This window comes from Methyloceanibacter stevinii (assembly GCF_001723355.1).
GTDB lineage: Bacteria > Pseudomonadota > Alphaproteobacteria > Rhizobiales > Methyloligellaceae > Methyloceanibacter > Methyloceanibacter stevinii.
In genome coordinates this window covers 109911-123305 of sequence record NZ_LPWE01000012.1, presented here as the reverse complement: position 1 = coordinate 123305, position 13395 = coordinate 109911, and the positions used below count along the sequence as shown (strand labels likewise).

15 protein-coding genes and 1 pseudogene are annotated in these 13395 nt (G+C 64.1%); 3 read left to right on the top strand and 13 right to left on the bottom strand.

Features of this window, described 5'->3' with window-relative positions; translation table 11 throughout:
- The first annotated feature begins 244 nt into the window (after positions 1-244).
- Together AUC70_RS10120 and AUC70_RS10115 are read left to right on the top strand one after the other, a co-directional pair.
- On the top strand, positions 245-1420 hold the full coding sequence (locus AUC70_RS10120) for a bifunctional 2-C-methyl-D-erythritol 4-phosphate cytidylyltransferase/2-C-methyl-D-erythritol 2,4-cyclodiphosphate synthase (RefSeq protein WP_206599363.1): 1176 nt from the start codon (positions 245-247) through the stop codon (positions 1418-1420).
- Complete coding sequence (locus AUC70_RS10115) at positions 1417-1917, top strand: CinA family protein (RefSeq protein ID WP_069444756.1); 501 nt, start codon at positions 1417-1419, stop codon at positions 1915-1917. The genes AUC70_RS10120 and AUC70_RS10115 overlap by 4 nt, the downstream gene beginning before the upstream one ends.
- Positions 1918-1925: 8 nt before the next feature.
- On the opposite strand, the gene AUC70_RS10110 is transcribed toward AUC70_RS10115, so the two are convergent.
- The 13 genes from AUC70_RS10110 to eno all read right to left on the bottom strand — a co-directional run bounded on the left by AUC70_RS10110 (position 1926) and on the right by eno (position 12525).
- Positions 1926-2396 carry a type II toxin-antitoxin system RatA family toxin gene (locus AUC70_RS10110; protein WP_069444755.1) on the bottom strand — a complete coding sequence of 157 codons (471 nt, stop codon included), beginning with the start codon at positions 2394-2396 and terminating at the stop codon, positions 1926-1928.
- Between the two features lie 15 nt (positions 2397-2411).
- The gene (lipA, locus tag AUC70_RS10105; protein WP_069444754.1) at positions 2412-3374 is read right to left on the bottom strand and encodes a lipoyl synthase; all 963 of its coding nucleotides are present in this window, start codon (positions 3372-3374) and stop codon (positions 2412-2414) included.
- A 21-nt stretch (positions 3375-3395) separates the two neighbouring features.
- Complete coding sequence (locus AUC70_RS10100; RefSeq protein WP_069444753.1) at positions 3396-3665, bottom strand: GlsB/YeaQ/YmgE family stress response membrane protein; 270 nt, start codon at positions 3663-3665, stop codon at positions 3396-3398.
- Positions 3666-3701: 36 nt separating this feature from the next.
- Positions 3702-3935 (bottom strand): GlsB/YeaQ/YmgE family stress response membrane protein, encoded by a 234-nt coding sequence (locus AUC70_RS10095; RefSeq protein WP_069444752.1) that lies wholly within the window; start codon positions 3933-3935, stop codon positions 3702-3704.
- Between the two features lie 83 nt (positions 3936-4018).
- The gene (lpdA, locus tag AUC70_RS10090; RefSeq protein ID WP_069444751.1) at positions 4019-5431 is read right to left on the bottom strand and encodes a dihydrolipoyl dehydrogenase; all 1413 of its coding nucleotides are present in this window, start codon (positions 5429-5431) and stop codon (positions 4019-4021) included.
- Positions 5428-6033 (bottom strand): GNAT family N-acetyltransferase, encoded by a 606-nt coding sequence (locus AUC70_RS10085; protein ID WP_069444750.1) that lies wholly within the window; start codon positions 6031-6033, stop codon positions 5428-5430. Before AUC70_RS10085 ends, lpdA begins: the two co-directional genes overlap by 4 nt.
- Positions 6030-6620, bottom strand: coding sequence for a GNAT family N-acetyltransferase (locus AUC70_RS10080; protein WP_069444749.1), 591 nt, complete (start codon positions 6618-6620; stop codon positions 6030-6032). Before AUC70_RS10080 ends, AUC70_RS10085 begins: the two co-directional genes overlap by 4 nt.
- A 23-nt stretch (positions 6621-6643) precedes the next feature.
- On the bottom strand, positions 6644-7747 hold the full coding sequence (locus AUC70_RS10075) for a dihydrolipoamide acetyltransferase family protein (RefSeq protein WP_069444748.1): 1104 nt from the start codon (positions 7745-7747) through the stop codon (positions 6644-6646).
- 2 nt (positions 7748-7749) lie between these two features.
- Positions 7750-8238 carry a DUF6980 family protein gene (locus tag AUC70_RS10070; RefSeq protein ID WP_069444747.1) on the bottom strand — a complete coding sequence of 163 codons (489 nt, stop codon included), beginning with the start codon at positions 8236-8238 and terminating at the stop codon, positions 7750-7752.
- Positions 8235-9677, bottom strand: a complete 1443-nt coding sequence (locus AUC70_RS10065; RefSeq protein WP_069444746.1) for a pyruvate dehydrogenase complex E1 component subunit beta — start codon at positions 9675-9677, stop codon at positions 8235-8237. Before AUC70_RS10065 ends, AUC70_RS10070 begins: the two co-directional genes overlap by 4 nt.
- A gap of 4 nt (positions 9678-9681) precedes the next feature.
- Positions 9682-10731 carry a pyruvate dehydrogenase (acetyl-transferring) E1 component subunit alpha gene (gene pdhA, locus AUC70_RS10060; protein ID WP_425283600.1) on the bottom strand — a complete coding sequence of 350 codons (1050 nt, stop codon included), beginning with the start codon at positions 10729-10731 and terminating at the stop codon, positions 9682-9684.
- Between the two features lie 123 nt (positions 10732-10854).
- Positions 10855-11178 (bottom strand): FtsB family cell division protein, encoded by a 324-nt coding sequence (locus AUC70_RS10055; RefSeq protein ID WP_069444744.1) that lies wholly within the window; start codon positions 11176-11178, stop codon positions 10855-10857.
- Between the two features lie 72 nt (positions 11179-11250).
- Positions 11251-12525, bottom strand: a complete 1275-nt coding sequence (gene eno / locus AUC70_RS10050; RefSeq protein ID WP_069444743.1) for a phosphopyruvate hydratase — start codon at positions 12523-12525, stop codon at positions 11251-11253.
- A gap of 129 nt (positions 12526-12654) precedes the next feature.
- Between eno and queC the strand changes: the two are divergent.
- Positions 12655-13381, top strand: a pseudogene (gene queC, locus AUC70_RS16325) (7-cyano-7-deazaguanine synthase QueC).
- The last annotated feature ends 14 nt before the right edge of the window (positions 13382-13395 follow it).

The window sequence follows — 13395 nt, the reverse complement described above, 5'->3', positions numbered from 1 at the left end:
TCATGGACCGTCCCTGGCGTTTTGGTAGAGAGCGTCAAAGCCTATATCCTCGCCGCCGCGTCCGGTGGCCCAATTGAGCGTGCATAAAATATAAGCACCGATGAGTCATGAACTATTATTGGGCAACATACGGGTGTTTTTCGTTTGGGGCAATAATCGATATGCCGCAGTGCAACAACGTTGGGAATCAGCGATTTAGGCTCCGAAATGGGCACTCTTGTTGCAGTGCTTGGGGAGGTGTTTGGTGACTGTTGCAGCGTTGATCGTCGCCGCCGGGAGGGGCGCGCGGGCCTCCACTGACGCGTCGCAGCCGAAGCAATATTGCGAGATTGGCGGCGCGCCGATGCTGTCCCGCACCCTAGCGGTGTTCGCGGCCCACCCGGGCGTGCACGATATTCTGGTCGTCATTCATCCAGACGATGTGGCGTTGTATGGCGAGGCCAGCGCCCCCTTTTCGTCGGACATCCTGCCGGCCGTGATGGGCGGTTCCCGCCGACAAGACAGTGTACGTCTTGGGCTGGAGGCTCTCGCGGACAAGGCGCCAACGAAGGTTCTGATCCACGACGCTGCGCGGCCTTTGGCCGACGAAGCCTTGGTCTCGCGGGTGATCGATGCGCTAGAGGCCTCGCCCGGCGCCCTGCCCTGTCTGGCCGTAACCGACACGCTGAAACGGGCCGACGCCGGTCACGTCGCCGGCACCGTGCCGCGTGAGGGTCTCTTGCGCGCGCAGACACCGCAGGGGTTCAACTTCGAGGCGATCCTGACGGCGCACCGCGCGGCCGCCCGGGATTCGACACTGGAGTTCACGGACGATACCTCCGTGGCCGAGTGGTTCGGGATCAACGTGGCGATCGTCGAAGGTTCGGAGCACAATCGTAAGCTGACTACGGCGGAGGACTTGATGATCGCCGATCGACTGATGCGGCAAAGCGCACCCGCCGGCACCATGCGTGTCGGGTCGGGATACGACGTACACAGGCTGGGGCCCGGCGATGCCGTCACGCTCTGCGGCGTGGTCATTCCCCATACGCGGAAGTTGCTTGGTCACAGCGACGCCGATGTGGGGCTGCATGCGCTGACCGACGCCCTGCTCGGCACGATCGCCGATGGGGATATCGGCGCGCATTTCCCGCCCACGGATGCGCGGTGGCGCGGTGCAAGTTCCGACATGTTCTTGAAAGACGCCGGCGAGCGGGTCGCGGCGCTCGGCGGCAAGATCGTGCATGCCGACGTCACCCTGATCTGTGAGACGCCGAAGATCGGGCCCCATCGCGATGCCATGCGCGGGGCGATTGCGGACATTCTCGGTCTTGGCCTCAACCAAGTCAGCGTGAAGGCCACCACGAACGAACAGCTCGGTTTTATCGGCCGCGAGGAAGGCATCGCCGCCATGGCCACAGCGACGGTGATGCTTCCATGAGTGACGTCCCTTCAGATGAAACGTTGACGGCGCTGGCGGCCGAGGTGCTGGAGGCCGCACGTGCTGGCGGCGATCTGATCGCTACGGCGGAATCGTGTACCGGCGGGATGGTCTCTGCCTCCCTCACGTCCGTTCCGGGATCCTCCGACGTGTTCGACCGCGGGTTCGTCACCTATACGAACGCCGCCAAGTCCGAAATGCTGGACGTGCCCTTCTGGCTGATCGAGAAACATGGCGCCGTGAGCGAGGAGGTCGCGCGCGCCATGGCGGGCGGCGCTCTTGCCCACAGCAATGCGACAATTGCTGTCGCCATTACGGGCATTGCCGGGCCCGGCGGCGGGACTGAAGACAAGCCGGTCGGGCTGGTACATTTCGCGGCCGAACGCCGGGACGTACCGACACAGCATCAGCGTGTTGAGTTCGGCGATCTTGGCCGAGACGAGATTCGCCGCTTAAGCGTTGAGTGCGCACTCCTCATGTTGCGCGCCCTCGCCTAGCGCCACGTCTAGCTGGTGAGTGCCGGGCCCTTCACGCCGTAGACCTCGTCCGCACGCGCCTCGAACGCGTCCGTGTATTTGCGAACCGCCTTGTCGAACAGGCTGCCGACCAGCCGCTCGAACATGCGCGAACGGAACCTATAGGCGATGAAGAAGTCTATCTCCGAGACGCCTGCGCCTTGCGGTTCGAACATCCAACGATTTTCAAGATGCTCGAACGGCCCGTCGACATACTCGACCAGGATCGACCGTGCCGCCGGATCGAGCGTCACGCGGCTGGTGAACCGCTCGCGGATGAGTTTGTATCCGACTTCCATACTGGCGGTCAGAACCTCTTTGTCGTCGACGGTCTCGCGGCGCACGATGCTGAGCGCTTCGCAGAGCGGCAGGAACTTCGGATAGTCCTCGACGTTCGCGACCAGCGCATACATTTCGTCGGCCCCATGGGCGACGCGGTGACGGGTTTCGAAAGTCTGCATGCTTGGTTTTTTAAGCTAGCCAGCGAGGCTCGCAAGCCGAGCCGCCTTCAGCTGCTCGAAATCTTCCGCGGCGTGATAGGACGAGCGCGTCAGCGGCGTCGAGGCGACAAGGAGAAAGCCTTTTGCTTCGGCGTGGCGCTTGTAGTCCGCGAAACGCTCGGGTGTGACGAAGCGGTCGATGGCGGCGTGCTTGCGCGTTGGCTGCAAGTACTGGCCGATGGTGAGGAAGTCCACGTCGGCTGCGCGCAGATCGTCCATCACGCTCTCGACCTCATCGTCGGTTTCGCCGAGGCCCACCATGATGCCTGATTTCGTAAACACTGCTGGATCGATGCGCTTCGCCTCTTTCAGCAACCCCGCGGAATGCGAAAAGTCCGCACCCGGACGAATGCGCCGGTAGAGCGAGGGCACCGTTTCGATATTGTGGTTGAAGACGTCGGGGCGTGCCTCCAGCACGATCTCAAGCGCGCCCGTCTTGCGCATGAAGTCGGGCGTCAGGACCTCAATCGTGGTTTCCGGTGCTGCCTTTCGGATCGCGGTGATCGTGAGCGCGAAATGGGCCGCGCCCCCGTCGGCAAGATCATCCCGGTCGACGGAGGTCACGACCACATGGGTGAGGCCGAGTTCGGCGATCGCGTCCGCCGTACGCATGGGTTCGTCCGGATCCAGATGCGCCGGCTTGCCCGTGGCGACGTTACAGAAGGCGCAGGCGCGTGTGCACACGTCGCCCATGATCATCACGGTGGCGTGCCGTTTCGACCAGCAGTCCCCGATATTAGGGCAAGCAGCCTCTTCGCAGACCGTGTGGAGACCGTGGCGCTGCAGCGTCTCGCGCGTGCCGTCGAGAGCGTGATTGCCCGGGGCCTTCACGCGGATCCATTCCGGTTTGCGCATGACGGGCGTATCGGGAAGCCGCGCCTTCTCGGGATGGCGCGGCCGGCCTTTTGTCTCTTGAACCGTATTCAGCAGTGTAACCATGCGTGATCTTGATTGCGTGGGCTATGGGTTGATCTTGCGCCAAAGCCAAATGACGATGACGGCACCGATCGAGGCCACGATCAGGTTGCCCACCCAGCCGTAGAACTCGACGCCGATGATGCGCGCGAGCGTGCCGCCGAGAAACGAGCCGGCGATGCCGACCAGGAAGTTGGTGAACAGGCCGTGGTCGCTGGCGGTGATCTTCTCGGCGATGTAACCGGCCAAGATGCCGATGATGATCAGGCCGATAAAGCCGACACCCGGCATCGAAAACAAACCGTGAGCTTCCATGCTCGCCTCCCTATGTGTTGTTCGTCCGCGCCGAACCTAGCGCATCCGCTGCCAAAGCCAAATACACAGAACCGCGCCTGCGGTTGCGATGATGACCTGGCCGAGGAGGTTCGAGGCGGTGATGCCGACGAAGCCGCCCAGCAGGCCGCCTACGACAGCACCGACGACGCCGATCAGGAGATTGGTGAGAAGATCGTTCTTCCGCCCCATCAGGTATGAGCCGAGTACGCCGGCGATCAGGCCGACCACAAGGAAGATAATGAGCGACATTTCAGGTCTCCTACCGTTGGTCTGGCTAAAGCTGGTGCGCCACCGTGCCGTGCGTCTCGTCGGCGCGATCGAGAATGGCGCGTTCAAATGTGCAAGGCACGCCCGAACGCGTCCAGAACCGACTCATGCATCATCTCCGATAATGTCGGATGAGGAAAGATCGTGGTCATGAGTTCGGCCTCGGTCGTTTCGAGCGTCTTGCCGATGGCAAATCCTTGAATCAGTTCCGTGACTTCGGCGCCGATCATGTGCGCGCCGAGTAGAGCGCCGGTCTTGGCGTCGAAAATCGTCTTGATGAGACCGTCGGTCTCGCCGAGCGCAATGGCCTTGCCGTTGGCGGAGTACGGATAGCGCCCGACCTTGAGCTCGTAACCCGCCTCGCGCGCAGCGGCTTCGGTCAGGCCGAGGCTCGCGATCTGCGGCGTGCAATAGGTGCAGCCCGGCACGTTGCGCGGGTCGAGCGGATGGACGCCTTCGATGCCCGCGATCTTCTCCACGCAGAGGACGCCTTCGTGCATGGCTTTGTGGGCGAGCCATGGCGGTCCGACCACGTCTCCAATGGCATAGATCCCTGGCGCACCCGTGCGGCACCATTCGTCGATGACGATGTGCCCCCGGTCGACCGTCACGCCAGACTGCTCGAGGCCGAGGCCTTCGACGTTGCCGGTGATGCCGACCGCGAGAATGACGCGCTCGGCGGCGACGTCGGTGGTGTTGCCGTCGGCGCTGCGCAGCCGGGCTGAGACACCGCCCGCGTCAGTAGGGTGCAGGTTCTCAACGGCCGTGCCGGTATGGATCGCGATGCCCTGTTTGGTGAAAGCCATATGGGCGAGCTTCGAGATCTCCTCGTCCTCCACCGGCAGAATTCGATCCTGGACTTCGACGACCGTCACCTCGACGCCGAGCGCCCGATAGAAGCTCGCGAACTCGATGCCGATCGCGCCCGAGCCGATGACGAGAAGCGATTGCGGCAGACGCGGCGGTACCATCGCTTCCTTGTAGGTCCAGATGCGGAGCCCGTCGGGCTCAAGACCGGGAAGGCTGCGGGCCCGCGCGCCGGTCGCGATGACGATGTGTTTCGCCGTGACCGACGGCAGGATGGTGCCGTCCTTCGTTGTCAGGGCGACGCGTCCGGGACCTTCGAGGCGTCCAGTTGCATCGAACACGGCGATCTTGTTCTTCTTCATCAGAAAAGCGACGCCGCGGGAGAGCTTGTCGGCCACGTTGCGGCTGCGCTGGATGAGCCGGCCGAAATCGAAGCCGAGCCCGTCGACACGCAGGCCGAACGCCTCGGCCTCCTTGATCTGCCGGTAGAGCTCCGAGGTCCGCAGCAGCGCCTTCGTGGGGATGCATCCCCAGTTCAGGCAAATGCCGCCGAGGTGCTCCCGCTCGATGACGGCCGTGCGCATGCCGAGCTGGGCGGCGCGGATCGCCGCTACGTAGCCGCCGGGTCCGCCGCCGATGACGACGAGATCGAATTCCGTGCCGGAGGTCATGAGAGCGCCCCCGTCGTCACTGGCCGTGTCATCAAGATCCAGTCTCCCGATTGCGGCAGGTCAGGCGGAAGCACGGCACGTTCACTTGCGATCTGCTCGTATCCAGCTCGCCGGTAGAGCCGCCCTGCCCCCTCGTTCCAGCTGCCCACGATAATGCTCGCGGCCGGCGCGTCGGTTTCACGCGCCCGCTCGTTCGCGACATCGAGAAGCTTCATGCCGAGACCCTGTCTGTGGTGCTCCGTAAACGTCGCCAATACGTGCACATACCATGTGCCGGGGGCTTGGGCTTCGAGACGAAGGAGCGGTTGAAACATGGCGGGCAGTTCGTCGACGCCGGAGAGGTCGTACGGGTCGTCCAGCCGGTAGCCGATGAGACATGCAACGATCTCATCGTCGATCTCGGCAATCGTGGTGTGGCGATAGGAGAAGCCGCCCTCCTCCCGGCGCGCGCGTTCGCGCCCCACCTCGAGTGCGGAATGGCCAGGGCCGGCTATATCGAGCCAGAGCCGGTTCGGCGCGCCCTCGCCCGCGATGTCCACGAGCACGGCCAACGCCGCGGCATCCGCGAGCGTCGCCGGGCGGAATGTCGGCGTCGTCGTCACGGCAGCGGCCTTTGCATCAAGATCCAGTCTCCAGATTGCGGGTACGACTCCGGCAGGATTGCCGGCTCCCGTGCCACCGGTAGAAATCCGCAGCGTCTATACAGACGTTCGGCGCCTGTGTTCCAACTGCCGACGACGAGACTGTTGCCTGCAGGACCGGCCTCCTCTGCCTTCGAGGCCGCAAGTGCAAGAAGCTTCGACCCGAGACCGTAGCCCCGGAACTCGGCGAAACTGGCAATGACGTCGATGAACCAAGTCCCCGGCGCTTGCACCGCGAGCCGGGCGACCGGGCGAAACATGTCAGGCTTCTCGTCCAGTCGGGACGCGTCGTAGAGGCTTTCCGGCAGTCCGCCGATCACGCATGCGGCGATCTCCGGGCCCATCATGGCGATTGTCGCATTGCGATAGGAATCCACGTCCTCGGGCCGTCGCACGGATTGGCGCCCCACTTCGAGCGCCGATTGACCGGGACCGGCCTGATCGAGCCAAATTTGGTTCGCCAGGCCATTGGCTGCGATATCGACGAGCACGGCCAGCGCGGCGGCGTCTGCGAGTGTCGCCGGGCGGAATGTGGGTTCGAGCGCCATGGAAGAGTCGGACGGCCTCCCCGCTAGACCAGCATCGTCACGGGGTCTTCGAGATAGGCCTTGAAGGCGGCAAGGAGCTCCGCGCCAAGCGCACCGTCAATGACCCGATGATCGCACGACAGCGTCACGCCCATCATGGTGGCGATCTTGATGGCGTCGTCCTTGACGATAGGCTTCTTCTCCGCGCGCCCCACGGCAAGGATCGAACTGTGCGGCGGGTTGATGACCGCATCGAAGTTGTCGATGCCGAACATGCCAAGATTGGAGATCGATGTCGCGCCGCCCTGATATTCGTGTGGGGCGAGACGTTTGGAGCGGGCGCGGGAGGCGAGATCGCGCATTTCGTTGGAGATCTCCGACAGGCTCTTGAGTTCGGCATCGCGGATCACCGGCGTGTAGAGCCCGCCGCCTTCGAGCGCCACCGCCACGGCGATGTCGGACGGGCGATGGCGCAATATGCCCTGCTCCGTCCAGGTCGCGTTCGCGGCCGGCACGGTCTGCAGCGCCATGGCCATGGCCTTGATGATGAAGTCGTTCACCGAGAGCTTGAAGGCGCGGGGCCCCTCATGCGGCGCCATGCCGTTCAACCGCTCGCGGGCGGCCAGCAACGCATCGAGTTCGCATTCGATGTTGAGATAGAAATGCGGGATCGTCTGCTTGGCAAGTGTCAGACGGTCCGCAATGAAGCGGCGCATCGTGTCGTGGGGCACGACTTCGTAGCGTCCGGGCTCATAGAGCGCGAGAATCTGCTTGTCCGGCATGGGTTGCGCCATGCCGGGGACCGATGCGGGCGGTGTCGACGGCGCCCGCATCAGTTCGCCGTGGATGGGTGCTTCAGGCTCAGCTGGGGGTGCGCCTTCGGCTGGAGTGGCCTTCGGCGGCTGCGGCTCCGCCAAGGCGCGTTCCACGTCGGACAGGACGATGCGGCCATGGGGGCCGGAGCCCGTCAGCGCGGCAAGGTCGATGCCGCGATCGCGAGCGATGCGCCGTGCCAGCGGAGAGGCGAACAGGCGTCCTGCGCCGGCGGTTCCGTCTTGCGTGCTTCCCAGAATTTGCTCCGCGATCCGGTCCATCACATGCTCAGCAGAGCTCTCGTGCGGACCATTGTGACCCACGGGGACGTTCATGGTCAAAGTCCCTTCTCGATCCACCAAGTCTCACGCTGATAAGCCTCGGGCAGCGTATCGAGTTCCTCATCAAGCACGCCGACCTCATGGCCCAGGATCTTCTCGGCCTCTTCGAAGAAGGCATCGCGCACGGACGGTGGAAGCGCCTTGCCTGTCCACGGATCGTAGCGCAGCGTGGTCATGGCCGGCCCGCCGTCGAACACAGGCATGCCGAATTCGCGGAACACGGGCGAGTAGATGATGGGCTGCTGCGGGTCGCAGGCCGCCCAGAGAAGATCCGGGAACTCGGAAAAGAGTTCCGACCTGCGCGGATCGAGGTCGAACACTTCGCGGACTTCGTCCATATGCTCGACCAGGATCGCGAAGAGGCCCTCCCAGATTTCCTCCCAGCCGTCCTCGTCCCGGTCATAGTCGTCGAGCCGCTGGCACACCGCCCGGTTGGCCTCGATTTCCTTGTCCATTTCCTCGTCGGTCAGCCAAAAGTCCGTCATGCGGCATCCTCACGGTAGCAAACAGATTTGGCCGCACTGACGACAAGGTCCACTGAGGGCAGCGCGAGCTTCTCGAGATTGGCGGCGTACGGCATGGGAACGTCGGCGCCCGTGATCTTCAGCGGCGGCGCGTCGAGGTAGTCGAAAGCGCCTGCTGTTACTTGCGCGCAAATCTCGGTGCCCACGGAACAGATGGGCCAGCCTTCCTCGATGGTCACGATGCGGTTGGTCTTCCGCACCGACGCCAGCACTGTGTCGATATCGAGCGGCCGCAAGGTGCGCAGGTCGATGACCTCCGCCTCGATCCCCTCCTCCGCCAACCGTTCGGCCGCTTCGATCGTGTAGGCGAGGCCGCGCGAATAGGAGACGAGCGTCACGTCGCGCCCTGGCCGTGCAATGCGCGCCTTGCCGATCGGCAGAACGAAGTCGTCGAGTTTGGGAACCGGGAAGGTCTGGCCGTAGAGAATTTCGTTCTCCAGGAACACCACGGGGCTGTTCTCGCGGATCGCCGCTTTCAACAGCCCCTTCGCATCGGAAGCGCTGTATGGTGCGATGACTTTCAGTCCGGGGACTTGGGCGTAGATAGCGGAAAAGTCCTGGCTGTGCTGGGCCGCGACGCGGGCAGCCGCCCCGTTGGGGCCGCGAAACACGATCGGACAGTGCATCTGTCCGCCCGACATGTAGAGCGTCTTGGCGGCGGAGTTGATGATGTGGTCGATGGCCTGCAGGGCGAAGTTCCAGGTCATGAACTCGACGATCGGCCGGAGCCCCGCGAAGGCCGCGCCCACACCGATGCCAGCAAAGCCATACTCCGTGATCGGCGTATCGATGACGCGGCGGTCTCCGAATTCCTCCAGGCAGCCCTGGGTGACTTTGTAGGCGCCCTGATACTCGGCCACCTCCTCGCCCATGACGAACACGTCGGGGTCGCGGCGCATCTCCTCAGCCATGGCGTCGCGCAAGGCTTCGCGCACGGTCATGTCGACAGTCTCGGTGCCGGGCGGGATATCGGGTTCAGGCGCAGGCTCGGGCGGCGCCGCTTGCGGGCCTGCGGGAGCGATCTCCACCGCAGGCTCGGTTTCGCCAAAGTCCGGTGGCGGCTCCTGTGCTTCAGGTGCCGCGGGTTCAGGCTGTGCCGGCTCGGAAGCGGGTGGCGGCGCGACGGCAGCAGGCCCGCCTTCCGCCGGGGCTTCGTCGTCCTCCAATTGCAGCACGGCGATGGGTTGATTGACCGGCACATGCTCGGTGCCTTCCGACACGAGGATCGACTGGATGACGCCGTCCTCGATGGCTTCCACCTCCATCGTCGCCTTGTCGGTCTCGATTTCGGCGATCACATTGCCGGTCTGGACGGCGTCGCCCTCCTTGACGTGCCATTTGGCGAGCGTGCCCTCCTCCATCGTAGGCGACAGTGCGGGCATGAGAATGTCGGTAGGCATCGCCCTAGCCTTTCGTCGCCACGACGTCGGTCCAAAGCTCGCTAGCGTCCGGCTCCGGCTCGTCCTGTGCGAACTGCGCGGCCTCGTTGACGATGGCCCGGATCTCCTTGTCGATCGCTTTCATCTCGTCTTCGGGACGGCCGAGGTCGGTGAGGCGTTTGTGGACGAGCTCGATCGGATCGTGGTGCTGACGCATGTCCTGGACCTCCTCGCGTGTCCGGTATTTCGCCGGATCCGACATCGAGTGACCGCGATAGCGATAGGTCAGCATTTCCAGGATCATAGGGCCGTTGCCGGCGCGGATATGGGCTAGCGCCTTCTCGCCGGCCTCCTTCACCGCCGCCACGTCCATGCCGTCGACTTCGCGTCCCGGAATGCCGAAGGCGAGCCCGCGATGATGGAGGTCTTGGGCTTGGGCCGAGGCGCGTTCGACGGACGTGCCCATGGCGTAGTGATTGTTCTCGATGATGTAGAGCACCGGGAGCTTCCACAGCGAGGCCATGTTGAAGCTCTCGTAGACCTGGCCCTGGTTGGCCGCGCCCTCGCCGAAGAAGGTCAGGCACACATTGTCGTTGCGGCGGTACTTGTTGGCGAAGGCGATGCCCGAACCGAGCGGCGCCGGCGTGCCGACGATGCCGTGGCCGCCGTAGAAGCCCTTCTCCACGGAGAACATGTGCATCGAGCCGCCCTTGCCTTTGGAGTAGCCGCTCTGCCGTCCCGTGAGCTCGGCCATGACGCCCTTAGGGTCCATGCCCGTGGCCAGCATGTGGCCGTGGTCGCGATAAGAGGTGATGACCTGGTCGCCGTCGCGCTTGGCCATCATCATGCCGGTGACCACGGCTTCCTGGCCGATATAGAGATGGCAGAAGCCGCCGATATAGCCCATGCCGTAGAGCTGTCCGGCCTTCTCCTCGAAGCGGCGGACGAGAAGCATCTTGCGGTAGGCAGTGAGGTACTCGTCGGGCGTGAGATTGGAGCCGGCCGGAAGCGTTGGCTCATTGGGGCTCTCGGAGGGCTTCTGGTCCATCCAGAAATTGGCCGCTCCAGGCGTCAGGCTTGGGCTGGTCAATCCGGGCCTCCTTGCGACTCACACCGTGCTTGCCATCGAAGCTAGCACGACTCCAAAGTCAGCCCAAAGACACGGACTGCCGCATAAAGCCCGGTGTGGCACCGGAATTCAGCGCTTGATCAGCGGTCCCGTGGGATCGGGCGGTCGCCTGTTCATCATGACGAGGTCGCTCGGGTGCGCCAGGTTGAGAATGGCGCGGGCTCGCTCGTCCAGCATGTCCGGATCGAGGCTGTCGGGCTCCAGAAGCGCTACGTCCCGTTCGATCCGCTGCCGGACCTCGCGCAGCCCTTCGAGCTCCCCTTCCAGCACGGCGGCACGACGCTGCAGGTCGGTCTTCGCCGCCAGCCCGTGATCGCCATTTTGCAGATGGTAGCCGAAATAGCCGCCCGCTCCCAAAGCCAGAAGCGGGAATATGAACGCCCTGAACCGCATCGTTCCTCCCCACGCAGCGAATCACAAACATCGTTGCGTGGTCGTTAAGGCACGGTTACCGGCCTGCGGATTTTAGGCCTTCAGGATCGTCGTCCCGGCGTAGCGCGCCTTGGGGCCAAGCTCCTCCTCGATACGGATGAGCTGGTTGTACTTGGCGACCCGGTCGGACCGCGCGAGCGAGCCCGTCTTGATCTGTCCGCAATTGGTCGCGACGGCGAGATCGGCGATCGTGGCGTCCTCGGTTTCGCCTGACCGGTGCGACATGACGGCATTGTAGTTAGCAGCGTGTGCCATATTCACCGCATCCAGTGTCTCCGACAGCGTGCCGATCTGGTTGACCTTGATGAGGATGGCGTTGGCGATGTGCTTGTCGATGCCCTCTTTTAGCCGCGTAACGTTCGTGACGAAAAGATCGTCGCCCACGAGCTGGACGCGGTCGCCAATTGCTTCGGTCAGCGTGCGCCAGCCGTCCCAATCGTCTTCCGACATGCCGTCCTCGATGGAGAAGATCGGATAGTTGGAGGCAAGGTCGGCGAGATAGGCCGCCATCTCCTCGGAGGAGAGCGTACGGTTCTCGCCCGCCAGCACGTATTGCCCGTCCTTGAAGAACTCGGTCGCCGCCACGTCGAGGGCGAGATACATGTCCGTGCCCGGATGGTAGCCGGCGGTCTCGATTGCCTTCATGACGAAGTCGAGCGCGGCGCGCGTGGATTCGATATTGGGCGCGAAGCCGCCCTCGTCGCCCACGGCCGTGCCGAAGCCCGCGTCGTGAAGGCCCTTCTTCAGCGTGTGGAACACCTCGGCGCCCATGCGGACGGCCTCGGCGATGCTGGGCGCGCCGACGGGAACGATCATGAATTCCTGAAAGTCGATGGGATTGTCCGCGTGCATGCCGCCATTGACGATGTTCATCATCGGCACGGGCAGCAGGTTTGCGTCGTCCCCTCCGAGATAGGCGTAGAGCGGCTTCTCGCTGGCAGCTGCGGCGGCCTTCGCCGCAGCCAGGGAAACGCCGAGAATGGCGTTGGCGCCGAGCCGCTTCTTGTTCTCGGTTCCGTCGAGGTCGCACAACAATTGGTCGAGGCCGCGCTGGTCGTCGGCGTCGAAACCGTCCAGCGCCTTCCGGATTTCGCCGTTGACCGCCTCGACCGCCTTTCTCACGCCCTTGCCGCCATACCGGGGCCCGCCGTCGCGCAGCTCGTGGGCTTCGTGAGCGCCGGTCGATGCGCCCGACGGAACGGCGGCCCGGCCGTGATGGCCGTCCTCGAGGACGACATCGACTTCAACGGTCGGGTTGCCGCGGCTATCAAGGATTTCTCTGCCGACAATGGTGGCGATGGCTGCCATGTGGGTGTCCCCCCAAGAAACTCTGTGATGTTTTGAGGCCGTCATAGCCTAGGCGGACGAGAACGGGAAGGCGTATATGTCCAGGAGGCGCGTCCCCGCGTCTTGGGCCCAATTTGGAGACAACAGTCCATGGCATCATCCCCCGCAGCAGAACCGGCCGGTGCCTTGGTCTTGTTCTCCGGCGGCCAGGATTCCACGACCTGCCTGGCTACGCTCTGGACCGCTACGCCCGCGTGGATACCGTCGGCTTCAACTACGGCCAGCGGCACGGCGTCGAACTCGAGTGCCGGCAGCGCATCCGCTCGGCCATTGCCGAGCGCTTTCCGGACTGGGCCGCACGCCTCGGTCCCGATCATATGATCGATATCTCCAGCTTCGGGGCGATCGGCGATACGGCGCTGACGTCCGAGGCCGAAATCGTCATGACCGAGTCCGGCCTCCCCTCCACCTTCGTTCCGGGGCGCAACCTGGTGTTCTTCGTCTATGCGGCGGCGCTCGGGCATCGCCGGGGCCTGAACGTGCTGGTCGGCGGCATGTGCGAGACCGACTATTCTGGCTATCCGGACTGCCGGGACGAGACATTGCAGGCCCTTCAGACGGCCATCCGTTTGGGCACGGAGGTCCCCTTCTCCATCGAGACACCGCTGATGTGTCTCACCAAGGCACAGAGCTGGGCGCTTGCGGACAAGCTCGGGGGCGCCGCCTTTATCGACCTCATCCGGGAGGAAACCCATACTTGCTACAGGGGCGACCACGCGACCAAGCACGATTGGGGCTATGGCTGCGGGACCTGCCCGCCTGCGATCTGCGCGCCAAGGGCTACCGTGAATGGCGCGAGATGGCGCAGGCCGGTTAGGGCTCCTGGGAGTC